Genomic DNA, 22,901 nt, shown 5'->3' on the forward strand with positions numbered 1-22,901 from the left:
TTGGAATGACCAGACGTGATGGATTGACGACGCAGGGTAGCAGTGCGCGGGCTCCCTCCAGGGGCGTCACATCTCCGGGTTTCCGCCACTTTCTCCACGTGAGCCACACCACGGGCGGCACATCCGCGCACGAAAGATCACCGGAAGGGGCAGCTCCATGGAAAGGAATTGCCCCTTCCGCCCCCACCCGGGACCCTGCCACGCCAAGATCGTCTTGGTTCAGGATTGCACGACATGTGAGCGATTGTCCGGATCACGGCCAACCGGTCCCGAACGATTTCTCCCGCCCTCGATGTCCTCGATAGGCATGCCGGGTCGCCTCCGCACACACCCCAGGAGATTCCGCATGCCCGATCTCAGCCGCCGTCGCGCGCTCACCGCCGCGACCGCCCTCGCCGGAGCCACGGCGCTCGCCGTCCCCGCGGCCCGCGCGAACGACCATGCGCACGACCACGACTCCCCCGCCGCCTTCGACGAGATCTACAAGGGCCGCCGGATACAGGGCCGGCCGTCCTCCTCGGGCGGCCACCATCACGGCGGCGGCTACGCCGTGTCCGTGGACGGTGTCGAACTGCACGTCATGCGCAATGCCGACAGCACCTGGATCAGTGTCGTCAGCCACTACGCCCCGGTGTCCACCCCGAGGGCCGCAGCCCGTGCCGCAGTGGACGAGTTGCAGGGCGCCCGGCTGCTGCCCCTCCCCACGTCGCCCGCCAACTGACCTTCCCGCAAGCCCCTTTGGAGCACCCGCACATGACCGTCCGCAAGAACCAGGCGTCCCTGACCGCCAAGGAGAAGCGGCGCTTCGTCGCCGCCGTCGTCGAGCTCAAGCGCAGCGGCCGCTACGACACCTTCGTCACCACACACAACGCGTTCATCCTGGGCGACACCGACAACGGCGAGCGTACGGGCCACCGTTCGCCGTCCTTCCTGCCGTGGCACCGCAGGTTCCTGCTGGAGTTCGAGCGGGCGCTGCAGTCGGTGGACGCGTCGGTGACGCTGCCGTACTGGGACTGGTCCGAAGACCGTTCACCGCGCTCCTCGCTGTGGGCGCCGGACTTCCTCGGCGGCACCGGGCGCAGCCGGGACGGGCAGGTGATGGACGGGCCGTTCGCCGCGTCGGCCGGTAACTGGCCGATCAACGTCCGGGTGGACGGGCGCGCTTATCTGCGCCGGTCCCTCGGCACGAGCGTGCGTGAGCTGCCGACGCGGGCCGAGGTCGACTCGGTGCTGTCGATGGCGACGTACGACATGGCGCCCTGGAACAGCGCCTCCGACGGCTTCCGCAACCATCTGGAGGGATGGCGCGGGGTGAATCTGCACAACCGGGTCCATGTGTGGGTCGGCGGGCAGATGGCGACCGGGGTCTCCCCCAACGATCCGGTGTTCTGGCTGCACCACGCCTACGTCGACAAGCTGTGGGCCCAGTGGCAGCGGCGGCATCCGGGGTCGGCGTATCTGCCGGGCGGTGGTACCCGGGATGTGGTCGACCTCGACGAGACCATGAAGCCGTGGAACGACACGACTCCGGGGGATCTGCTCGACCACACCCCGCACTACACGTTCGACGCCTGAGACGACTGGTCAGGCCTCGGCCGTACGGCACTCCGGGTGACCCCAGCCCTGGGCGTTCTTGGCGATCTGCTCGCCGGCCGCGTAGGAGCGCCCGCACACACAGCGGCCCGGGAACTTGGCCTTGATCGTGCGGGCCGACGAACCGCCGCCGCGCCGGGGGGACTTGCTCCCGCCGGTACGGGCGGACTTCGGCTTCGGGGTGTCCGGGGAGGGCGGCGGCTCCGGGGAGCCCTGCTCGCTGCCCGCCGCGAGCTGGACGGCGGCGGCCTGGCTGGCGGCGCGGTCGGCGAAGTCGTTGAGCGGGTCGCCGTCGACCTGGTGGGCGGGGACGTAACGGAACTCGACCGAGCGGCCGTCGAGCAGTTCGTCGATGTGGACGACGAGTTCCTGGTTGGCGACCGGCTTGCCCGCGGAGGTCTTCCAGCCGTTGCGCTTCCAGCCGGGCAGCCAGGTGGTGACGGCCTTCATTGCGTACTGCGAGTCCATCCGGACCTCGAGCGGCACGCCCGGGTCGGTCGAGGCCAGCAGGCGTTCGAGGGCGGTGAGTTCGGCGACGTTGTTGGTGGCCCTGCCGAGCGGGCCCGCCTCCCAGCGGGCCGGGCTCTCCGCGTCGTCGGCGACCACCCACGCCCAGCCCGCCGGTCCCGGGTTTCCCTTCGAAGCCCCGTCGCACGCGGCCACAACACGTTCACGCATGGGCACGATCATGCCATGGCCGCGCGCGGGGTCCGGTCAGACCGGCCTGGTCTGCGGCAGCTCGCCCTGGGTGGTCGTGAAGTCGATCACCGAGAAGTTCGCGCCCTGCGGGTCGCTGAGGGCCGCGAACCGCCCGAAGGGGCTGTCCATCGGGCCGAAGCGCAGGACACCGCCGAGCTTGGTCGCCTTGGCGACGGCGTCGTCGCAGTCGCCGACGATGAAGTAGACGTTGACGTACGACGGCACCTCGGGCGGGAACTCGTCCGTCATCCGCATCCGGCCGAGGACCGTGGTGTCGCCGACGTTGAACATACGGAAGTCGACGTTGTCGTCCTCGATCTGCCGGGCGGTGTAAGGGAAGACGGAGGAGAAGAAGGTGTCCGCCCTCTCGGGCTCACGGGTGAAGACCTCGGCCCAGCCGTAGGCGCCGGGGACGGCCTCGGCCTCGAAGCCCTCGTGGGTCCCCGCCTGCCAGACGCCGAACACCGCGCCGCTGGGCTCGCGCGCCAGGCACATCGTGCCGAAGTCCCCGACCTGCATCGGTTCCATCAGCACCTCGCCGTGGTGCGCGCGGATCTTCGCCGCGGTCGCGGCCGCGTCCGGCGAGGCGAAGTACAGGCACCACTGGGACTGGCCCTCCTGGCCGGGCATCGGCGGGACGACGGCGGCGACCGCCTTGCCGTCGACGTAGGCCTGTGTGTAGTTGCCGTACTCCGACGACGACTCGCCGAAGGTCCAGCCGAGGACCTCGCCGTAGAAGTTCTTGGCGCCCTCCACGTCGGTGAACATCGCGTCGGCCCAGCACGGGGTTCCCTCTGGTTGTACGGCCATGACGGCGGCCCTTCCGAAGAGACGACTCTGTCCGGTTCCTCACGCTAGTCACCCGCCCGTCGGCGCGCGCGCCGAGCGGCCCGCGCCGCCCCACACTGGGAGGGGACGGACAGGCAGGACGGACGGGGCGGGACAGGAGGGGGCATGGCCGACGGGACGATGAGCGCGTGGTCGGTGGCCGAGCCGGGGCCCGTGACCGGGGAACCGCTGCGGCTGGTGCGCAGGCCGGTGCCGGTGCCCGGCGACGACGAGCTGCTGGTGCGGGTGCGCGCCTGCGGGGTGTGCCGGACCGATCTGCATGTCACCGAGGGTGATCTTCCGGTACGGCGGCCCGGGGTCACACCCGGGCACGAGGTGGTCGGTGTGGTGGCGGGGCTGGGTGCCGCGGTGAGCGGCTTCGCGCCCGGCGACCGGGTGGGCGTGGCCTGGCTGCGGCGTACCTGCGGGGTGTGCGTGTACTGCGCCCGGGGCACCGAGAACCTGTGCCCGACGTCGTCGTACACCGGCTGGGACGCCGACGGCGGCTACGCCGAGTACACGACCGTGCCGGCCGCGTTCGCCCATCCCCTGCCCGGCGACGTGGACGAGGTGGCGCTCGCGCCGTTGCTGTGCGCGGGCATCATCGGCTACCGGGCGCTGCGGCGGGCCGCGCTGCCGCCGGGCGGGCGGCTCGGGCTGTACGGCTTCGGGGGCAGCGCGCATCTGTGCGCCCAGGTGGCACTGGCCCAGGGCGCCCGGGTGCACGTCCTGACGCGCGGGGCGGCGGCGCGGCGGCTGGCGCTGGAGCTGGGGGCGGCCTCGGCGCGGGACGCGTACGAGATGCCGCCGGAGCCGCTGGACAGCGCGATCCTGTTCGCGCCTGTCGGCGATCTGGTCCCGGTGGCGCTGCGGGCGCTGGACCGGGGCGGAGTGCTGGCCGTCGCCGGAATCCACCTCAGCGACGTACCGCCACTGCGCTACGAGACCGACCTGTTCTATGAGCGGCAGCTACGCAGTGTCACATCCAACACCCGGGTGGACGCGCGGGAGTTCCTGACCCTGGCGGCCCGGCTCGGCGTACGGGCGACCACGCACGCGTATCCGCTCTCGCGGGCCCCGCAGGCGTTGCGGGATCTCGCTGCAGGTCAGTTCGACGGTGCAGCCGTTCTGGTGAACGATCTCTCCCAACCCTCCTGATCGCGGCGCGTAGGTGCGTGCGAGCGGTCTTCCGGTGCACTTGGGGCGCCTTCCCCACCTTCCGCCCCACTGTGCACCTTTAACACCCATAACCAACCCTTTCGCGCCGTACCCATGCGTCACAGAGGGTGTTTGGCTGGTGCCTGCGGATCTTCGAAGCCGATCTTCACGACCCGTCCGCCCAGCTCCGCGCACCACCTTTCTCGCACCACCTTTCTGGAGAGAATGTGTCCACACCGGACAGCGCCACCGCTCCCGCCCTCGACGAACACGCTCCCGAGCCGTCGGCCGACGGGCAGCTCACCAGTCTCAGCACCCGGGCGGCCCGCCAGCTCGCCACCACCCACAAGTCCGAACCGCAGATGCAGGCGATCAGCTCGCGCTGGCTGCTGCGCTCGCTGCCGTGGGTGGACGTGAAGGGCGGCACCTACCGGGTCAACCGGCGTCTGCAACTGTCCGTCGGCCGGGGCCGGGTGCAGTTCGAGCACAACGGCGCCGACGACGTCCGGGTCATCCCGGACACCCTCACCGAGCTGCGCGTGCTGCGCGGCTACTCCGACGACGGGGCCCTGGCCGATCTCGCGTCCCGCTTCCAGACCCGTGAGGTCCGGCCCGGCCAGGTGATCTTCGAGGCCGGTCAGCCGGTCACGGAGACCTGTCTCGTCGTGCACGGCCGGTTCACGCGCTACACCGCCGGAAAGTACGGCGAGGAGGAGATCGTCGGGGTCGTCTCCGGCGGCGACCAGCTCGGCGAGGAGGCCATCGGACAGGACGACCCGCTGTGGCTGTCCTCGGTGCGCGCGGAGACCTCGGGTGTGCTGCTGGTGCTGCCGGGGGACGTGCTGCGCGAGTTCCTCGGCCGGGTGCCGTCGCTCGCCGCGCACCTCGAGGCGTACGCCGAGCGGCAGCGGCGGCCGATGAACCGCAAGGGCGAGGCGGAGCAGCCGCTCCGGGCCGGCCACACCGGCGAGCCGACGATCGGGGCGGGCTACGTCGACTACGAGCTCTCGCCGCGCGAGTACGAGCTGTCGCTGACCCAGACGGTGCTGAAGGTGCACACCCGGGTCGCCGACCTCTACAACCACCCGATGGACCAGACGCAGCAGCAGTTGCGGCTCACGGTCGAGGAGATCCGGGAGCGCCAGGAGTGGGAGCTGGTGAACAACCGGGAGTTCGGGCTGCTGCACAACGTCGACTACGGGCAGCGCGTCAGCACCTTCACCGGGCCGCCGACCCCCGACGACATGGACGAGCTGCTGTCGATGCGGCGCAAGACCAAGCTGTTCCTCGCGCACCCCAAGGCGATCGCGGCGTTCTTCCGGCAGTGCAACCGGCGCGGTCTGGTGCCGGGCACGGCGACCGTGGAGGGGCACGAGATCCCGGCCTGGCGCGGGGTGCCGATCTTCCCGTGCAACAAGATCCCGATCACCGAGCAGCACACCAGCAGCATCATCGCGCTGCGCACGGGTGAGGCCGACCAGGGTGTGGTGGGCCTGTACCAGACGGGCATCCCGGACGAGTTCCAGCCGGGATTGAACGTGCGGTTCATGGGGATCGACGCCAACTCGATCATCCGGTACCTGGTCACCGCCTACTACTCGATGGCGCTGCTGGTCCCGGACGCGGCGGGCATCCTGGAGAACGTCCAGATCGGCCGGACGGCCGAGTGACGGCGGACAGCGCGCAGCTGGGCAGCGCCGGGAGCGGGCTGCCGGGACCGCCGAATCTCGCCGCGAGCCTCAACACCCGGCGGAGCGGGGCGATCCCCGGGCTGCGGTACCGGGAGGTGGCCCCCGCCGACCCGGAGAAGGCGGCGGAGGTCGACCGCCGGCTGGAGGAGTGGGCCCGCGGCCTGGATCTGTTCCCGACGGCGTGGAACGGCGACTTCACGGGGTTCCAGTTCGGCCGTGCCGTCGTCCTCCAGCATCCGGGCGCCGCCGATCTGGACCGGCTCACGGCGGCGGGCAAGCTGCTGCTGGCGGAGAACGTCGTGGACAGCTGCTACTGCGAGGAGGACGAGGGCCGGGGCGGCTCCCGCAGCGGGCTCGCCGGCCGGCTGATCCTGGCGCAGTCGGCGCTCGACCCCTTCCACGGTCCGCCCGCCCACCAGGAGCAGTGGCTGCAGGGCATGCAGGCCGACGGTCCGCTGCGCTCGTACTTCTGGGCGCTGAAGGACTACGCGGCCCTCGTCACGCCCAGCCAGACCGACCGGTTCGTGCACGACATGGCGCGGCTGCACCTGGGCTACCTCGGCGAGGCGGCCTGGATGGAGACCGGGTACCGGCCGCAGGTCTGGGAGTACCTGGTGATGCGGCAGTTCAACAACTTCCGGCCGTGTCTGTCGATCGTCGACGCGGTCGACGGCTACGAACTGCCCGAGCAGCTCTACGCCCGCCCGGAGATCCAGCGGGTCACGGCGCTCGCCTGCAACGCCACCACGATCGTCAACGACCTGTACTCCTTCACCAAGGAGCTGGCGTCCGATCCCACCCATCTCAATCTGCCGCAGGTCGTGGCCGCCAACGACCGGCGCGGGCTGAAGGCCGCCTATCTGAAGTCGGTCGACCTGCACAACGAGGTCATGGACGCCTTCGAGTCGGAGTCGGCGCTGCTCGCCGCGGCCTCACCCCTCGTCGAGCGCTACCTCAAGGGCCTGTCGGACTGGGTGGCCGGCAACCACGAGTGGCACGCCACCAACACCCACCGCTACTCGCTGCCCAACTACTGGTGAACAGCGATCTTCTGACCATCCATCACGCAGTCACGTACGGCATCACCGCATCACCATCACAAGGAGTCACCGTTGACCATGACCCCCGAGGCGCTCGCCGAGGCCCTGCCGCTGCCGACCCAGTCCGTCTACCAGAACCGGATCGCGGACTACTGGAACGCGGAGGAGAACCCGGTCAACCTCGAACTGGGCCGGATCGACGATCTCTATCACCATCACTACGGCGTCGGTGACGCCGACTGGTCGGTGCTCGACGAGCCCGATCCCGAGCTGCGCAAGGAGCGGATCACCACCGAGCTGCATCGGCTGGAGCACGCCCAGGCCGAACTCCTCGCCTCCCGGCTCGGACCGCTCACCCCGTCCGACCGGGTCTTCGACGCCGGGTGCGGGCGCGGCGGCGGCAGTGTCACGGCCAGTCTGCGCTACGGCTGCCACGCCGACGGCGTGACGATCTCCGCCAAGCAGGCCGGGTTCGCCAACGAGCAGGCCCGCAAGCGGGGCATCGACGACAAGGTGCGCTACCACCACCGCAACATGCTGGACACGGGCCTGGAGACCGGTGCGTACGCGGCCTCGTGGAACAACGAGTCGAGCATGTACGTCGAGCTGGACCTGCTGTTCGCCGAGCACGCCCGGGTGTTGCGCCGCGGCGGCCGCTACGTCGTCATCACCGGCTGCTACAACGACACGTACGGGCAGGCGTCGCGCGAGGTGTCGCTCATCAACGCGCACTACATCTGCGACATCCACCCCCGCTCGCGGTACTTCCGGGCGATGGCGGACAACCGGCTGGTGCCGGTCCATGTGGAGGACCTCACCGAGACGGCGATCCCGTACTGGGAGCTGCGCCGACAGGCCGACCATCTGGTCACGGGCATCGAGGACACGTTCCTGACCGCCTACAAGAACGGCAGTTTCCAGTATCTGATGATCGTGGCCGACCGGGTCTGAGCCCCCAGATCGACGCCCGTGCCGTTCAATATCGTTGGACGGCACGGGCGTCGGTCCGCTGCAATGGCCGCATGTGTGCCCAGGGGATGCACCCGGACGAGGTCGATCTCGAAGCCCCGCTGGTGAGCCGGCTGATCGCCGCCCAGTTCCCCGAGTGGGCAGGGCTGCCCGTACGGCGGCTGCCGTCCTCCGGGACGGAGAACGCGATGTTCCGGCTGGGCACCGACAAGGTGGTCCGCCTTCCCCGACATCCCCGCGCGGTGGAGAGTGTGGCGCACGAGCGTCGCTGGCTGGCCCGGCTGGGGCCGAGTCTGCAGGTCGCCGCGCCGGTGCTGCTGGCGGAGGGCGCCCCGGGCGGGGATTTCCCCTGGCCGTGGTCCGTCTACCGCTGGCTGGAGGGCCGCAACCCGGTCGCGGGAGCCGTCGAGGAACCGCAGCGGCTGGCGGCGGACCTCGGGGCGTTCGTCGCCGGGCTGCGCGAGGTCGACGTCCGGGACGGGCCGCCGAACTGCCGCGGCATCCCGCTCGACGAGCGCGACCGCCACACCCGGGACGCCCTCGCGCAGCTGCGCGGGCGCATCGACACCGACACGGTCACCGCTCTGTGGGAGGAGGCGCTGCGGGTGCCGGGACGGACCGCGCCGGGGGTGTGGGCGCACGGTGATCTGTCGCCCGGGAACGTCCTGGTCGCCCAGGGGCGGCTGACGGCCGTGATCGACTTCGGCACGGTCGGCGTGGGCGATCCGGCCGTCGACCTCATCCCGGCCTGGAACCTGCTGCCCGCCTCGGCACGCGGCACGTTCCGGAAGGCGGTGGGCGCGGACGACGACGAGTGGGCGCGCGGCCGGGGCTGGGCCCTGTCGATCTCGCTGATCCAGCTACCGTACTACTGGGAGACCAACCCGCCGCTGGCGGAGAACTCCCGGCATGTGATCCACGAGATCCTCACGGAGGCCCGGGCCCGGTGACGCGCCCGCGCCGCGGCGCCGCCGTCACTCGCCGTCGTAGGCCTTCTGCAGGGCGGCGACGTCGAGCTTGCCCATGCCCAGCATGGCCTTCATGGCGCGGGCGGCCTTGTCCTGCTCGGCGGAGCCGACCAGCTCCATGAGGAGTCGGGGCACGACCTGCCAGGACACGCCGTACCTGTCCTTCAGCCAGCCGCAGGGTCCGGGCTCGCCACCGCCCTCGAGGAGCTTGTTCCAGTAGTGGTCGACCTCTTCCTGGTCGGCGCAGTCGACCTGGAAGGAGATCGCCTCGGTGAACTTGAACTCCGGGCCGCCGTTGAGCGCGACGAACCTCTGGCCGTTCGCCGTGAACTCCACGGTCATCACGGCCCCGGGGGTGCCCGGTCCGGTCTCGGTGTAGCGCAGGACGTCCCCGAGGCTGGAGTTCTTGAAGACCGACACGTAGAACCGCGCGGCCTCCTCGGCCTGGCCGTCGAACCAGAGGTATGTGGTGAATCCGTCGGTGGTCATGAGGTCCCTCCTGGGGCGTGGAACGCTGTCACCAGTGTCGACCGGAGTACGCCCGGGAACTCATCGGCCGGGCCGGAAACAATCCGGATGGCCGCGGTTCCACCCGGCGGGTGCTCTGCCCTCGGCGTATCTGCCCCCGGCAGAGAAACCGGCCGCGGACGTGGTCCGGCCCCGACAGTGGAGGCGACGGCATCCCCGCGACCACGAGGAGAACCGATGCCCGCACCGACCATGCTCGCGCCCCGGGCCGAGGACGGCGACACCCCGCCCACCCGCTTCGACGACCATCTCGCCGCCCAGCTCCTCGCCCAGCGGATCGTGCTGCTGGGCACCCAGGTCGACGAGGTGTCGGCGAACCGGGTCTGCGCGCAGCTGCTGATCCTCTCGGCGGAGGACCCGCACACCGACATCGCCCTGTTCATCAACAGTCCGGGCGGTTCGGTGCACGCGGGGCTGGCCGTCTACGACACCATGCGGCTCATCCCCAACGACGTCTCGACGCTCGGCCTGGGCTTCGCCGCCAGCATGGGGCAGTTCCTGCTCAGTGTCGGCGCGCCCGGCAAGCGGTACGCGCTGCCGAACACCCGGGTGATGATGCATCAGCCGTCGGCCGGGATCGGCGGCACCACGGCCGACATCGAGATCCAGGCGGAGAACCTCGATTTCACCAAGCGGACCATCGAGCGGATCACCGCCGAGCACACCGGCCGGACAGCCGGGGAGATCTCGCGGGACGGCGACCGCGACCGCTGGTTCACGGCCGACCAGGCGAGGGAGTACGGCATCGTGGACCGGGTGGTGGAGTCGTTCGCCGACGTCCGCCCGGCCCCGGCGCGGCGACGGATGGGGCTGTGACATGGGCAGCTACACGATTCCGCATGTCGTCGAGCGCACCGCACAGGGTGAGCGGTCCTCGGACGTGTTCAGCCGGCTGCTGTCCGAGCGGATCATCTTCCTCGGCACCGAGATCGACGACGGGGTGGCCAACGTGGTCATCGCGCAACTCCTCCATCTGGAGTCGGCGGCCCCGGAGCAGGAGATCTCGATCTACCTCAACTCCCCGGGCGGCTCGTTCACTTCGCTGATGGCGATCTACGACACGATGACATTCGTCCAGGCGCCGGTCTCCACGTTCTGCGTCGGGCAGGCGGCGTCGACGGCGGCCGTGCTGCTGGCGGGCGGGGACCCGGGCCGCCGGTTCGTGCTGGAGCACGCGCGCGTGCTGCTCGGGCAGCCCGCCAGCGGCGGCCGTCAGGGCACGGTCTCGGATCTGGCACTGCAGGCCAAGGAAATGGTCCGTATCCGCGCCCAGGTGGAGGAGGTGCTCGCCCGGCACACCGGTCACGACCTCACCACCCTGCGCGCGGACATGGACCGCGACAAGGTGTTCACCGCACCGGAGGCGGTGGCGTACGGGCTCGCCGACGAGGTGCTGAGCCGGCGGCTCCTGACTGTGTCATAAGGGACGCCGGCCCGTGGCGGTTCGTCAGGCCGCCAGGCAGAGGACGTCGTACGAGGAGGTCGTCGTCGTACGGCTGTGACGGGCGGGTCGGTCGCCGAGGCGGACCAGTTCGCCCTGGGCCCTGGCCAGCAGGTCGGCGAGGCTCAGTCCGAGGGCGTGGGCGGCGGCCGCGAGGACCTCCGAGGAGGCCTCCTTGCGGCCGCGCTCCACCTCCGACAGATACGGCATGGAGATACGGGCCTCGTCGGCGACGTCCTTCAACGTGCGTTCCTGGGCCCGGCGTTCGCGGCGCAGGACGTCTCCTACCAGGTCGCGCCAGAGGGGCTCTCTGGGCGCGGGCGGTTCGGGGGCCTGGCGTCCGGCGGGCGGGCGCAGCGGGATCACACGGGCTCGGTTCGGCGCTCGATCGGTCACCGCACCAGCCTAGGAGCCGGGGGCGCGACGGGAAGGGGTTGGCGTTCCGCCCTCGGTGGAATCGTGCACCGGCGGTGGGGGTGCGCCGTTCTCCTCGGTACGCATGGCCCGGCGAAGTCGGGGTACCCGCCCCGTGAGCGGATGGTGGCGACACGCGTCCGCTCACGCGACGAGAACAGAAAAAACGTCGAACCGTGACTTTCGTGGGGAGAGGTAATGCACACCGCCGTGATCGGGTCGCAGGCTCAGGTCGTCGAGGACACCGCCGGGACCAGCACGGGTGGAGCATCGCTGCCGGGAGTCGAGGACCCGCGGAGCGTGGCTCCGCGCGACGCACGGGAGTTGTCCCGCCAGTTCTTCACACGGCTGACCGAACTCGAAGAGGGCACGCACGACCACCAGTACGCCCGCAACACGCTCATCGAGATGAACATGTCCCTGGTGCGGTTCGCGGCCGGGCGGTTCCGCGGCCGCGGGAACGACATGGAGGACATCGTCCAGACCGGGATGATCGGCCTGATCAAGGCCATCGACCGGTTCGAGGTCTCCCGCGAGGTGGAGTTCACGTCCTTCGCCCTGCCGTACATCGTCGGGGAGATCAAGCGTTTCTTCCGGGACGCCACCTGGGCGGTGCATGTGCCGCGGCGGTTGCAGGAGTTGCGGGTGGAGCTGGCCAAGGCGCGCGACGAATTGGCCGGACGCCTGGACCGGGAGCCCACCGCGGCGGAGCTCGCCACGCTGATGAACCTGCCGGAGAACGAGGTCGTCGAGGCGCAGATCGCCGCCAACGGCTACAACTCCTCCTCGCTCGACGCGGCGCTCACCGGCGACGGCCCGGAGAACGGCGAGTCGGTCCTCGCGGACTTCATCGGCGTGGAGGAGGACGGGCTGCGGCTGGTCGAGGACTTCCAGTCGCTCGCCCCGCTCATGGCCGAGCTCGGCGAGCGCGAACGGCGGATCCTGCATCTGCGGTTCGTGGAGGAGGCCACCCAGGCGGAGATCGGTGAGCAGCTCGGCTGCTCGCAGATGCATGTGTCACGGCTGATCAAGCGGATCATCCTGCGGTTGCGCGAGGGGATGCTGGGCGAGCTGGGCTGCGCCTGAGCCCGCGGCCGGCCGGGGTCAGTCGCCGAAGGTGAGCAGGGCGCGGACCCGCTTGCCGACCGGTACGCGCTCGGCGGTGACCTCGGCCGCCAGCGCGTGCACGATCTCCAGGCCGTGCCGGCCGACGCGCTCGGGGTCCCTGGGGAACCGCAGGGGCAGCGCGTCGCTGCTGTCGTAGACGCACACCGTGACGGTGGAGTCGGTGCCTTCCAGTTCCAGGATGTAGGGGCCGTTGCTGTGCCGGTCGGCGTTGGTGATCAGTTCGCTGACGACCAGCATCACCTCACCGCTCGCGCGCTCGCCGATGCGCGCGCACCACTCGGTTCTGAGCTGGTCGACGAAGTGCGCGGCGAAACCGCGGGCCTCGGCGATGCATCCGGGTTCACCGGTGTAGTGCGCCGCTCGTCTCAGGGGTTCCACGGGTACGTCGAAGCCAGTCGGTATCACTGCCCCGTCCAGGTGCTCGATCATGCGTGTCTCTCCGGTAGGCCGGACTGGCCGGACGCTGCTGCACCTGTGCTCGTACCCCGTGCCGCGACGCACAGTCCCGTCCGGCGCACCCCGTGCGCCGGACGGGTATGGGGTGCCTCACAGGATCGGTGAGACCGGGGAGGACGCGGGGGCGAGGTCGCCGGAGGAGGTCAGGACCGAGGTGCTCGGCGCCTCGGGCTGTTGTTCCGGGGGCGACTGGGAGGCCGACGACTCCTCCACGAGGCCGTTGTCCGGCGGCGAGGAGGACGGCGGCTCGGAGCTCGGGGGCTCCGAGGACGGGGGTTCCGAGGACGGGGACTCGGACGACGGGGACTCCGAGCCGGGCGACTTGGAGGACGGCGGCTTCGAGCTCGGCGACTCCGACGACGGTGACTTCGAGGACGGCGACTTCGAGGACGGCGGGCAGGAGTTCTTCCGGTCCGGGTCACAGGGCGAAGCGGACGTGGACGGGCTCGGGCTGGAGGGGCTCGCCGGCGGCGGTGTGATGATCACGAACACCAGGGGCTTCTTCGGAGGACGGGTGGGCCGGTCCTCCTTGCCGCCGGTGTCGCCCCGGTGGCGCGCGAACCAGTGGTGGCCGTGGTCCGGGTCGTAGAGCACGAACTCCTTGACCGGCTTCGCCGCGGGGGTGACCACGACGACGTTCGAGGGCTTGTACGACGGCCAGGTGTCGCCCGTGCGCTCCGGCTCGCTCTGCTGCGGCACCGGCTTGGTCAGCGGGTTGCCGCAGGCGCAGCGCACCCGGGGCACACCGTGTGCGTCGACGAGGACGGCGGTGCCGGCCTGGAGGACGGCCTGGTACGTGGTGACGGCACCGTCGCGGTAGCCGTGGTTGGTGACCCAGGTGTCCATGCGCAGCTGTACGGGGGTCAGCGAGCGGAGATAGGCGGGGACGCCGGAGGGCTCGACGCCGGCCACCGAGGCGAACGCCCGGTTCTTGGCGGGGGCCGCCTGGAGAGCGCTGATCTGCTTCTCCACATCGCAGCTGGCCACGTCGCGGGTGCCGCCGTACACCCCGGCGGCCCCGCCGTCGACGCCCTTGAGGGCGTTTCCGGTGGGCTCGGTCGTGCCCTGCGCGGGGGCGGCGGAGGCCGTCGCGGTGGAGTTGTCGGTGGCCGTGGACTCGGTGAAGGGGTCCGGGCCGGTCTTGGCCGCGGCCAGTGTGAAGATCTTGCCGCCGCCCGCCCCGCCGGAGCCGCCGCTGCCGGGCAGGGTGAGCAGGACCGCGAGGGCGACCGCGGCCACGAGGGCGGTCCCGAGGAGGGCGAGCCGGGGCGCGGAACGCCACCAGGGCCGGCCGGAGTCCGGCCCGGGCTCCGGTTCGGGTGGGCCGTCCGGGACGTCACCGCCCGAGGAACCGCCGGACGAACCGCCCGAGGACACCGGCTCCACCGGTTCGGTGGGGGGTCCCGAGGAGGGTGGCGGGGGTGGTTGCGAGGGCCCCGACAGGGGGCCGGAGGGCGGTCCTGTGGGGCGGTCGGAGGACGGAGGTTCGGCGCTCACATGCTCTCCCGATGTGGAGTATGTGCCGCGATGCCCGCTTGTCGGAAAGACGCACCGCTTTCTGCCACAACGGAATCATTGTGTGCTCCGGCCGGGTGCCGCCCGCAAGCCGGACGCGGACGGCCCCGCTCGACGGGCGGGCGGCCCCGGCCCTGCTTAGCGTGGGCAGGGTGAGCCCGCGCACCCCCACGGACCAGCCAGCCGGCCGGACCGGCTCCGACCGGGCGGTCCGCCGTCACGGCTGGGCGTCGGCGTTCGGCGTGGCACTGGCCGGTCTCGCCTCCATGGTGGTCGTGGCCGCGCTGGGCCTGTGGGCGGCGGGAGCCTCGGACCTGCCGCAGGACGCGTTCCCCCGGGTGGTCGCGGCGACCGTGGTCACGGCCGTCGGGGGCACGGTGGAGCTGTCCGGGGACGCCGGTGGCCTCGCCGACACCCGGGCCGGGCTGACGGTGGTTCCGCTGTCGGTGACCCTGGTCGGGGCGCTCGTGACCGCCGCCGGTTTTCTGCGGCCGCTCCGGCACCGGGCGGTCGCCGGTGCCCGGGAGCTGTCCGGCTGGGCCGCCCGGATCGCCGTGCTGTGGCTGCTCGGCCTTCTGGCTCTGGCGCTCGGCGCCCGGCAGACGTTCGAGATCGGCCTGGGCAGCGACACGCTGAACGACCTGGGCGATCTGTTCGGCGTCCACCCGCGGGTCGGCTTCTCCACGGACGTGCCGCTCACCCTGCTGGTCGGGCTGGTGTGGCTGGCCGGGGTGCTGCTGCTGGCGCTGCTGGTCTCGCGCGGGGCGCCGTTGCCGGCCCGGCTGCTGCGCTTCCAGGAGTCGGTGCGGCCGGCCGCGTACGCGATGGTCGCGCTGCTGCTCACGTGTGTCGCCCTGGGCCTGGTCGTGGCCCTGGTCGTGGCGGCGACGCGCGGGCATGCCCCGGAGACCCTCGCGGTGGTCCTGCTGGGGCTGCCCAACCTGGTGTGGATGGTGTTCACCGTCGGGCTGGGCGCGACCTGGAACGGCCGGGTGGAGGGTCCGTTCGGGCTGCCCATGCCGCATGTGCTGGACGAGGTGCTGCGCGGCGAGGACACCGCCGCGCTGAACCTGAACAGCATGGCCGAGTACGACGGCCGGGTGTGGTGGCTGGTCGTGGTGGACGCGGTGCTGCTGGTGGGGGCCGCGTTCGTGATGGCGGTCCGCTCCCCGGCCCGGACGCGTGCCTGGCAGCACGCCGTGCACATGGCGGTCGCGCTGGTGCTCACCGTCCTGATGATCTGTCTGGTGGGGCGGGTCTCCGCGCACTACGGCCTGACGGTGCTCGGCATCAACGATCTCGCCGGTCTCTCCGGCGACCTGTTCCTCCACCCCGAGGTGTGGTCCGCGCTCGGTCTGGCCGCGCTGTGGGGGCTGGTCACCGGCTTCCTGGGCGCGCTGCTGGCCCGGCCGGTGCACCGGCGCGGCGAGACGGGCGGCCCGCCCGCGGGTCAGGGCTGACGGCCGCGGAAGACGGGCCGGGCCCAGTCCGGCGGAGGCGGGGGTACGGCGGGGAGTCCGGTCGGCTCCGTGGACGGGTGCCGGGCGCTCTGGTCGCCCCGGCCCGCCGCCCGCAGGGCCGCGACGAAGGCCCGGCAGGTGTCGTGGCGCTCCTGGGGAGGCTTGGCCAGGGCCTTGGCGAACACGGCGTCGATCTGCGGGGGAAGGTCGGGGCGGGACTCGGTGAGCGGGGGCGGTTCGTCCTCCTGGTGGGCCCACAGCAGGGCCATGTCCTCGTCGCGGAGGAAGGGCGGGTGCCCGGCGAGGGTCTCGTAGACGACGCAGGCGAAGCTGTAGACGTCGCAGCGGCCGTCGACCGGGCGGCCGGAGATCTGCTCGGGGGCGACGTAGTCGAGGGTGCCGACGAACTGGCCGACGGTCGTGAACCCGGTCAGGGAGAGCGACTTCTTGGTCAGGCCGAAGTCGGTGAGGTAGACGTGCTCGGGGTGGTCGCTGTCGGTGCCCCGGGAGACCAGGATGTTCCCGGGTTTGACGTCCCGGTGGACCAGGCCGTGCTCGTGGGCGGCGTCCAGCGCGGAGGCGACCTGCGCGGCGATCCGTACGGCCGTGGCGAGCGGCAGCGGGCCCTGGCGGTCGAGGAGGGCGCGCAGATCGCTGCCCTCGACGTAGCGCATGGCGATGTACAGCACGCCCTCGGTCTCCCCGGCCTCGAAGACCGGCACGATGTGCGGGTGGTCGATCGCGGCGGCCACCCGGGACTCATGGGTGAAACGCTTGCGGAAGGTGTCGTTGCGGGCCAGTTCCGGGGCGAGCAGCTTGAGCGCGACGGTGCGTTCCAGGCGCAGGTCACGGGCGCGGAAGACGACGGCCATGCCGCCCCGGCCGATCTCGTGCTCGACGCGGTAGCCCGCGATCTGCCGGCCCACCAGGTCGGACGGGCGCCCGGAGAACGCGCTGGTCCCCATCAGGACCCTCCGCCCGCGGCCCCGGCCCGGGTGGGGGCGTCACCCCGGCCCGGGGCCGCGTCGGGCGCGTGGTCCGTCGCGTAGGTGCTCAGCCGGGTGCCGTCGCCGTAGACCCAGCGTTCCTGGGCGGTGTCGTAGAGCCACACGGACTCGCCGTCGACGACCAGCCCGATCCGCAGGTCGCGCGTGCGCCGCCGGAAGGACTCGCCGTCCATGGCGCCGCCGGCCAGTTCCTCGACGGCCGCGCGGTAGTGCGCGAGTGCCTCCTCGGCCCGTGCGAGCAGGGGTCTCGGGTCGGCGACCGTGGTGGGCGGGTCGTCGGCGGCGGGCGGGTCCTGCGGTACGGCGATCAGGTAGCGGCCGTCGACCCAGGCCTGCCAGCCGTTGGCGCACAGCACGTGCCCCCAGTCGCCGCGCCGCTCCAGGAGCCGGACGGGCAGCAGCGGGTCCAGGGGCACGGTGGGCCGGGCGGGGTCGGGGGCCTCCCAGGCGGGCATGCCCTGCTGGGGGACGACGTGCGTGGGCCGGAAGGCGGGGGTCGTCATGGGCCGCCCCTACTTCCGCATCACGGCGGGTTCGTGCCGGCGCAGCAGCCGGGAGACGGCGAACCCGAAGACGGCGGAGAGCACGACGAGCATGCCGATGTCGAGCAGCCACACGGCCGCCCTGTGCTCGAAGAGCGGGTCCGCGGTGATGTCGCCGGGCACGATCCGGGACAGCCCGATGGTGCCGGCCATCGCGCCGAGCGCCCATCGCGAGGGCACGAGCCAGGACAGCTGTTGCAGGCCGGGTACCCCGTCGAGTTTCAGCAGGGCTCCGCAGAACACCACTTGGACGATGGCGAGCAGCACGAGCAGCGGCATCGTCACCTCCTCCTTGCGCACCAGCGCGGAGACCAGCAGGCCGAGCATCATGGCCGTGAACGCCAACAGGGCTACGGCGACGGTGATCTCGACCAGCGGAGGCAGCAACACGCCCTCGCCGCCGGGGGCGTTGAGGTCGACTCCCAGTAGCGCCACGAGGGTGAGGACGACCGCCTGGACGACGGTGACGGTGCCGAGGACGACGACCTTGGACATCAGGTACGCCGATCTGGACAGGCCGACGGCCCGCTCCCGCCGGTAGATGACGCGTTCCTTGACGAGTTCGCGCACGGCGTTGGCCGCGCCGGTGAGGACGCCGCCGACGCACAGGATCAGCAGCGCGTTCATGGCGGTGTCCCGGGTGAGTTCGCCGCCGGCGAGGGCGCGGGCCATGGCGCCCATCACGAACGGCAGGGCGACCATGATGGCCAGGAAGGTGCGGTCGGCGCCGAGCGCGGCCGTGTACCGGCGCACGAGGGTGCCGAGCTGGGCGGCGCGGCTGCGGGGCCGGGGCGGCGGCAGCAGGATGACCGGGCCCTCGCGGGGCAGGCGCGGCTGGGCGGTGGAGTTGACGACGTACCGGTGGTGGAACGAGGAGTCGCGGTACTGTCCGGCCCAGTCGCGGTCCTGGTCCCGTTCGAAGGCCTCGAAGGCCTCGGGCCACTGGGTGAAGCCGAAGAAGCCGAGGGCTTCCCCGGGCGGTCCGTAGTAGGCGATCCGGCCGCCGGGGGCGAGGACCAGGAGGCGGTCGCAGACGTCGAGGCTGAGGACGCTGTGGGTGACGACGATGACGGTGCGGCCGTCGTCGGCGAGGCCGCGCAGCATGTGCATCACCGAGCGGTCCATGCCGGGGTCGAGGCCGGAGGTCGGTTCGTCGAGGAAGAGCAGGGACGGTTTGGTGAGCAACTCCAGCGCCACGCTGACCCGTTTGCGCTGGCCGCCGGAGAGGCTGTGCACCGGCTGCTCTGCGCGCTGTTCGAGGCCCAGTTCGCGGATGACCTCCGTGACCCGTTCCCGGCGCTCGGCCTTGGCGGTGTCCTGCGGGAAGCGCAGTTCGGCGGCGTAGGCGAGGGCGGACCGGACGGTGAGCTGGGCGTGCAGGATGTCGTCCTGCGGGACGAGGCCGATGCGCTGACGCAGTTCGGCGTAGTCGTGGTAGAGGTCGCGGCCGTCGTAGACGACCGTGCCGTGGTCGGCGGGGCGCTGGCCGGTGAGCGCGTTCAGCAGGGTGGACTTCCCGGCGCCGCTCGGACCGACGACGGCGAGCAGGCACTTCTCCCCCACCGGGAACGAGACGTGGTCGAGGAGGGTCTTGCGGCCGCGGTCGACGGCGACCGTGAGGTCCTGGACGTCGAGGGAGACCTCGCCGGTGTCGACGTACTCCTGCAGTTCGTCGCCGACCAGGCAGAACGCCGAGTGGCCGATGCCGACGATGTCACCGGGGCCGATCGGGGCGCGGGAGACGGGGAAGCCGTTGAGGTAGGTGCCGTTGTGGCTGTCGAGGTCGGCGATCTCGTAGCCGCCGTCGGGCAGGGCGTGCAGTTCGGCGTGGCGGCGTGAGACGACCAGGTCGTCGATGACCAGGTCGTTGTCGGAGGCGCGGCCGATGCGCACGGTCCGGGTGGGCAGGGGCCGTACGGAGGTGGGCCGGCGGAAGGTGCCGGTCTGGCCGGGCATGGAGACCGCCGAGGGGCGTTCGGGGGCCGGTGGCGGCCGGCTCGCCAGGACGGCGCAGGGGCCGTCGGCCGCGCTGCCGAAGCGGATCACACTGCCGGGGCCGACGCCGAGCTCCCGCACACGGCGGCCCTCGGACCAGGTGCCGTTGGTGCTGTTCTCGTCGGTGAGGGTCCAGTGGTCGCCGTCGGGCCGCAGGACGGCGTGGTGCCAGGAGACCCGGGGGTCGTCGATGACGATGTCGCTGAGGGGATCCCGGCCGACGTAGTAGGCGTGGCCGGGGACCATCACCGTGGAGCCCGTCTCGGTCTCCAGCACGAGTTCGGGCGCAGTCGGGGCGACAGGCCGCTCCACCATGCCGGAATTCTATCGATTCGCACCTGTGGGCGCCCAGTGGTGTGCGGCCTCGGGGAGGGGTTCAGCCGACGGGGAGGACGAGCGCCGGGACCGTGCGCTGCATGCGCAGCGCGTCCACGGACTCGGCGAGCAGTTCGTACTCGGTGGTGTCGTCGCTGACGGCGACCCGCACCAGCCGTCCGCCGGCCAACTCGTCGGCCACCAGCTCCTGCTGGTCCACGTCGGCGCACCAGGAGCGCAGCAGGGCGGGCACGTCGGCGACGGTGTCGGCGACCGGTACGAGGGCGCCGGGCGGGACGTGCGAGCTGTCGGGTTGCGGATCGAGGCGCTCGGCCATCCATGACGCACGGTCCCGTAACCACCACAGCGCGAGCGCCAGCGTCGGCGCGCGGTACGTCCCGAGCGGTACGCCGATGCGGCGGCCGTCGCAGTATCCGTACGCCGTGACATGGCACAGGAATTCGTCGTGCATGTCTCCACTCCCCCGAGTGCTCGTATGCCGGCCCTGCCTCGCTTTCCGTGCGGCTCCTGTGGGGCGGAGTGCCCCTGACGTTCGAGTATGTTCACTTCTAAAACACTGTCACCATGACTTTCCGGCCAGTCTCTTGGCATATTCGCCGCCACTCCTGGCCGAAATCCGGCAGTGGATCCGCCCCCTCCGCTCACCTGCGGTCCGTTTCGCCTGGTAACCGGCCGATGACACGGCGAATTCGGCGCGGGTGGCCGGATAGCGCCCTGGCCGACGATGAGTTCCTCCTCTTGCGGTGGCCTACAGGAAGCGGGGCCACCGCAAGGGGAGGAATGATGGAGACGAGCGGCTCAGCCGTTGATCACCGCGTCGATGCGGGCCAGTTCACCGTCCTCGAAGTCGAGGTTGGCCAGCGCGCCGACGCTGTCCTCGATCTGGCGGGCGCTGCTCGCGCCGACCAGCGCGGACGTGACCCGGCCGCCGCGCAGCACCCAGGCCAGGGCGAGCTGGGCCAGGGACTGCCCGCGGGACTTGGCGATGTCGTCGAGGGCGCGCAGCTTGCCGACGAGGTCGTCGGTGAGCGCGTCGGAGTTCAGGAACGGGCTGTCGCTCGCCGCGCGCGAGTCCTCCGGGATGCCGTCGAGGTAGCGGGAGGTGAGCACGCCCTGCTCCAGCGGGGAGAAGACGATCGAGCCGACCTGGAGCTCGTCCAGGGCGTCGAGCAGGCCCTCGCTCTCCGGGCGCCGGTCGAGCATCGAGTAGCGGGGCTGGTGGATGAGGAGCGGGGTGCCCAGCTCACCGAGGATGCGGGCGGCCTCGCGGGTCTGCTCCGCGGAGTAGTTGGAGACGCCCACGTAGAGGGCCTTGCCCTGCTGGACGGCGGAGTGCAGGGCGCCCATCGTCTCCTCCAGGGGAGTCTCCGGGTCGGGGCGGTGCGAGTAGAAGACGTCGACGTAGTCCAGGCCCATCCGGGTGAGGCTCTGGTCGAGCGACGACAGCAGGTACTTGCGCGAGCCCCACTCGCCGTACGGGCCGGGCCACATCAGGTAGCCGGCCTTGGTGGAGATCACCAGCTCGTCCCGGTAGGACGCGAAGTCCGTCTTCAGGAAGTGACCGAGCGCGGACTCGGCGGCGCCGGGCGGCGGGCCGTAGTTGTTGGCCAGGTCGAAGTGGGTGACGCCGAGGTCGAAGGCGCGGCGCAGGATGGCCCGCTGGGTCTCGGCCGGGCGGTCCGGGCCGAAGTTGTGCCACAGTCCGAGCGACAGCGCGGGGAGCTTCAGGCCGCTGCGTCCGGTGCGCCGGTAGGGCATGTCCGCGTAGCGGTCGGGGTGTGCGGTGTACAACGCGACTCCATCCGGGGTTGGCCGACGATCTTCCGGGTCCACTGTTCCCGAGCGCCGTGCAGCGGTCCAACAGAAGAATCCGATGGAATTGTGCGGCTAGGCTTCTCAATCATGGAACTGCGCCATCTCCAGCATTTCGTCGCGGTCGCCGAGGACCAGCACTTCACCCGGGCCGCCGAGCGGCTGATGGTGTCCCAGTCGGGCCTGTCGGCGTCGATCCGGGCGCTGGAGCGCGAGCTGCGGGCGCCGCTGTTCGTGCGGACGACCCGACGGGTGACGCTGACGGAGGCGGGGCGGGCGCTGCTGGCGGAGGCGGAGCGGATCCTGGCGCAGGTGAGGGCCGCGCACGAGGCGGTGGCCGCGGTGCAGGGCGTGGTGCGCGGGACGCTCTCCGTGGGCACCGAGCAGTGCATCGCGGGGGTGGATGTGGCGGGGCTGCTGGCCGCGTTCCGGCGGCGGCATCCGGAGGTGGAGATCCGGCTGCGGCAGACCGGCTCGGGGGCGCTCGGCGAGGAGGTGGCGGCGGGACGGCTCGACCTCGCCTTCGCCTACCGCACCCAGGCCGACTCCGACCAGCTGCGCTGCGTACCGCTGGCCACCGAGCCGATGTACGTGCTGTGCCATCCCGACCACCCCCTCACCCGGGCGGCCGCCCCTCTCGTCCCGGAGGACATCGCGGGTGAGGTGTTCGTCGACTTCCACCCGGACTGGGGGCCGCGCCGGGCCACCGACTCCGCCTTCGCGGACGCGGGGGTGCGCCGCACGGTTCCGCTGGAGGTCAACGACGTGCACAGTCTGCTGGACCTGGTGGGCGAGAACCTCGGGGTGGCCGTCGTACCGAGGCACTTCCGGAACAAGCGCGAGGCGCTGACCGGGCTGCCACTGAAGGGCACCGGCGAGGCGGTCTACGAGACGGTCGCCCTGCTGCCGTCCCCCGACGCGACGAGCCCGGCGGCCCGGGCCCTCATGGCCCTGCTGGAGGCCGGGGAGGCGTGACCCGGTCAGGCGTGGGCCACCACCTCGCCCGCCGTGACCTGGGGAGGGTTGGGGAGGAGCGCCGCGAGGTGGTCCCGTACGAAGTCCGCCGCTCTCGCGATCGACTCCTCGGCGCCGGCCCGGTCCTGGAAGACGCTGGTCGAGACCATCACCCCGTCCCCCGCGTCGAGCCAGTAGTAGGCCACGAAGCCGGGGACCTCGCGCATGAGCGGCACGAACCCCTCGTCCACGAGCCGTCCCGCCTCCGCCGGATCGGTCACGCCCTCGTACCGCCGCACCGCTGCGTACATCGCCGAGCTCCTCACGGGGTTCCGGGTCCGGCCCCTGCCGGACGTCGTGGATGCCG

At 71.6% G+C, this 22,901-nt stretch carries 24 protein-coding genes; 12 read left to right on the forward strand and 12 right to left on the reverse strand.

Annotated elements, in window-relative coordinates:
• Window positions 1–346: 346 nt before the first annotated feature.
• The gene (gene melC1 / locus ACLZN2_RS23995) at window positions 347–721 is read left to right on the forward strand and encodes an apotyrosinase chaperone MelC1 (protein WP_416981064.1); all 375 of its coding nucleotides are present in this window, start codon (window positions 347–349) and stop codon (window positions 719–721) included.
• Window positions 722–753: 32 nt separating this feature from the next.
• Window positions 754–1,575, forward strand: coding sequence for a tyrosinase MelC2 (gene melC2, locus ACLZN2_RS24000; RefSeq protein WP_416981065.1), 822 nt, complete (start codon window positions 754–756; stop codon window positions 1,573–1,575).
• 9 nt (window positions 1,576–1,584) lie between these two features.
• On the opposite strand, the gene ACLZN2_RS24005 is transcribed toward melC2, so the two are convergent.
• Together ACLZN2_RS24005 and ACLZN2_RS24010 are read right to left on the reverse strand one after the other, a co-directional pair.
• On the reverse strand, window positions 1,585–2,283 hold the full coding sequence (locus ACLZN2_RS24005) for a ribonuclease H family protein (RefSeq protein ID WP_416981066.1): 699 nt from the start codon (window positions 2,281–2,283) through the stop codon (window positions 1,585–1,587).
• A 24-nt stretch (window positions 2,284–2,307) separates the two neighbouring features.
• Window positions 2,308–3,102 (reverse strand): VOC family protein, encoded by a 795-nt coding sequence (locus ACLZN2_RS24010; RefSeq protein WP_416981067.1) that lies wholly within the window; start codon window positions 3,100–3,102, stop codon window positions 2,308–2,310.
• Window positions 3,103–3,261: 159 nt separating this feature from the next.
• Between ACLZN2_RS24010 and ACLZN2_RS24015 the strand changes: the two genes are divergently transcribed.
• The 5 genes from ACLZN2_RS24015 to ACLZN2_RS24035 all read left to right on the forward strand — a co-directional run bounded on the left by ACLZN2_RS24015 (window position 3,262) and on the right by ACLZN2_RS24035 (window position 8,928).
• On the forward strand, window positions 3,262–4,278 hold the full coding sequence (locus ACLZN2_RS24015) for a zinc-binding alcohol dehydrogenase family protein (RefSeq protein WP_416981369.1): 1,017 nt from the start codon (window positions 3,262–3,264) through the stop codon (window positions 4,276–4,278).
• A gap of 227 nt (window positions 4,279–4,505) precedes the next feature.
• A complete protein-coding gene (locus ACLZN2_RS24020) occupies window positions 4,506–5,948 on the forward strand; it encodes a family 2B encapsulin nanocompartment shell protein (protein ID WP_416981068.1) in 1,443 nt (480 codons plus the stop codon).
• A complete protein-coding gene (locus ACLZN2_RS24025) occupies window positions 5,945–7,009 on the forward strand; it encodes a family 2 encapsulin nanocompartment cargo protein terpene cyclase (RefSeq protein WP_416981069.1) in 1,065 nt (354 codons plus the stop codon). Before ACLZN2_RS24020 ends, ACLZN2_RS24025 begins: the two co-directional genes overlap by 4 nt.
• A gap of 78 nt (window positions 7,010–7,087) precedes the next feature.
• Window positions 7,088–7,960, forward strand: a complete 873-nt coding sequence (locus ACLZN2_RS24030; protein ID WP_416981370.1) for a geranyl diphosphate 2-C-methyltransferase — start codon at window positions 7,088–7,090, stop codon at window positions 7,958–7,960.
• Window positions 7,961–8,031: 71 nt separating this feature from the next.
• Window positions 8,032–8,928, forward strand: a complete 897-nt coding sequence (locus ACLZN2_RS24035; protein ID WP_416981070.1) for an aminoglycoside phosphotransferase family protein — start codon at window positions 8,032–8,034, stop codon at window positions 8,926–8,928.
• A 24-nt stretch (window positions 8,929–8,952) separates the two neighbouring features.
• On the opposite strand, the gene ACLZN2_RS24040 is transcribed toward ACLZN2_RS24035, so the two are convergent.
• Entirely contained in the window at window positions 8,953–9,435 is a 483-nt protein-coding gene (locus tag ACLZN2_RS24040) for a VOC family protein (RefSeq protein WP_416981071.1), read from the reverse strand.
• A 216-nt stretch (window positions 9,436–9,651) separates the two neighbouring features.
• Between ACLZN2_RS24040 and ACLZN2_RS24045 the strand changes: the two genes are divergently transcribed.
• The gene (locus tag ACLZN2_RS24045; protein ID WP_416981072.1) at window positions 9,652–10,290 is read left to right on the forward strand and encodes an ATP-dependent Clp protease proteolytic subunit; all 639 of its coding nucleotides are present in this window, start codon (window positions 9,652–9,654) and stop codon (window positions 10,288–10,290) included.
• Window position 10,291: 1 nt separating this feature from the next.
• Complete coding sequence (locus ACLZN2_RS24050) at window positions 10,292–10,897, forward strand: ClpP family protease (protein WP_416981073.1); 606 nt, start codon at window positions 10,292–10,294, stop codon at window positions 10,895–10,897.
• Between the two features lie 24 nt (window positions 10,898–10,921).
• Here the strand turns inward: ACLZN2_RS24050 and ACLZN2_RS24055 are convergent, their stop codons facing one another.
• Window positions 10,922–11,311, reverse strand: a complete 390-nt coding sequence (locus tag ACLZN2_RS24055; RefSeq protein ID WP_416981074.1) for a helix-turn-helix domain-containing protein — start codon at window positions 11,309–11,311, stop codon at window positions 10,922–10,924.
• A gap of 216 nt (window positions 11,312–11,527) precedes the next feature.
• Between ACLZN2_RS24055 and ACLZN2_RS24060 the strand changes: the two genes are divergently transcribed.
• A complete protein-coding gene (locus tag ACLZN2_RS24060; RefSeq protein WP_416981075.1) occupies window positions 11,528–12,415 on the forward strand; it encodes an RNA polymerase sigma factor SigF in 888 nt (295 codons plus the stop codon).
• Between the two features lie 18 nt (window positions 12,416–12,433).
• Here the strand turns inward: ACLZN2_RS24060 and ACLZN2_RS24065 are convergent, their stop codons facing one another.
• Window positions 12,434–12,886 carry an ATP-binding protein gene (locus tag ACLZN2_RS24065; protein ID WP_416981076.1) on the reverse strand — a complete coding sequence of 151 codons (453 nt, stop codon included), beginning with the start codon at window positions 12,884–12,886 and terminating at the stop codon, window positions 12,434–12,436.
• 117 nt (window positions 12,887–13,003) lie between these two features.
• Window positions 13,004–14,410 (reverse strand): DUF6777 domain-containing protein, encoded by a 1,407-nt coding sequence (locus tag ACLZN2_RS24070; protein ID WP_416981077.1) that lies wholly within the window; start codon window positions 14,408–14,410, stop codon window positions 13,004–13,006.
• Between the two features lie 170 nt (window positions 14,411–14,580).
• Between ACLZN2_RS24070 and ACLZN2_RS24075 the strand changes: the two genes are divergently transcribed.
• On the forward strand, window positions 14,581–15,888 hold the full coding sequence (locus tag ACLZN2_RS24075) for a streptophobe family protein (protein ID WP_416981078.1): 1,308 nt from the start codon (window positions 14,581–14,583) through the stop codon (window positions 15,886–15,888).
• On the opposite strand, the gene ACLZN2_RS24080 is transcribed toward ACLZN2_RS24075, so the two are convergent.
• The 5 genes from ACLZN2_RS24080 to mgrA all read right to left on the reverse strand — a co-directional run bounded on the left by ACLZN2_RS24080 (window position 15,879) and on the right by mgrA (window position 21,559).
• Window positions 15,879–16,853, reverse strand: a complete 975-nt coding sequence (locus ACLZN2_RS24080) for a serine/threonine-protein kinase (protein WP_416981079.1) — start codon at window positions 16,851–16,853, stop codon at window positions 15,879–15,881. The two genes, ACLZN2_RS24075 and ACLZN2_RS24080, sit on opposite strands and share 10 nt — an antisense overlap.
• Window positions 16,853–17,398: a hypothetical protein gene (locus ACLZN2_RS24085; protein ID WP_416981080.1), complete on the reverse strand. Its 546-nt coding sequence runs from the start codon at window positions 17,396–17,398 to the stop codon at window positions 16,853–16,855. Before ACLZN2_RS24085 ends, ACLZN2_RS24080 begins: the two co-directional genes overlap by 1 nt.
• A 9-nt stretch (window positions 17,399–17,407) precedes the next feature.
• Complete coding sequence (locus ACLZN2_RS24090) at window positions 17,408–19,747, reverse strand: FHA domain-containing protein (protein WP_416981081.1); 2,340 nt, start codon at window positions 19,745–19,747, stop codon at window positions 17,408–17,410.
• A gap of 61 nt (window positions 19,748–19,808) precedes the next feature.
• The gene (locus tag ACLZN2_RS24095) at window positions 19,809–20,219 is read right to left on the reverse strand and encodes a hypothetical protein (RefSeq protein ID WP_416981082.1); all 411 of its coding nucleotides are present in this window, start codon (window positions 20,217–20,219) and stop codon (window positions 19,809–19,811) included.
• A 347-nt stretch (window positions 20,220–20,566) separates the two neighbouring features.
• A complete protein-coding gene (mgrA, locus tag ACLZN2_RS24100) occupies window positions 20,567–21,559 on the reverse strand; it encodes an L-glyceraldehyde 3-phosphate reductase (RefSeq protein ID WP_416981083.1) in 993 nt (330 codons plus the stop codon).
• A gap of 111 nt (window positions 21,560–21,670) precedes the next feature.
• Between mgrA and ACLZN2_RS24105 the strand changes: the two genes are divergently transcribed.
• A complete protein-coding gene (locus ACLZN2_RS24105) occupies window positions 21,671–22,555 on the forward strand; it encodes a LysR family transcriptional regulator (RefSeq protein ID WP_416981084.1) in 885 nt (294 codons plus the stop codon).
• A gap of 5 nt (window positions 22,556–22,560) precedes the next feature.
• On the opposite strand, the gene ACLZN2_RS24110 is transcribed toward ACLZN2_RS24105, so the two are convergent.
• Window positions 22,561–22,845: a hypothetical protein gene (locus ACLZN2_RS24110; protein WP_416981085.1), complete on the reverse strand. Its 285-nt coding sequence runs from the start codon at window positions 22,843–22,845 to the stop codon at window positions 22,561–22,563.
• Between the last annotated feature and the right edge of the window lie 56 nt (window positions 22,846–22,901).

This window comes from Streptomyces sp. T028, assembly GCF_048159505.1.
Classification (GTDB): domain Bacteria; phylum Actinomycetota; class Actinomycetes; order Streptomycetales; family Streptomycetaceae; genus Streptomyces.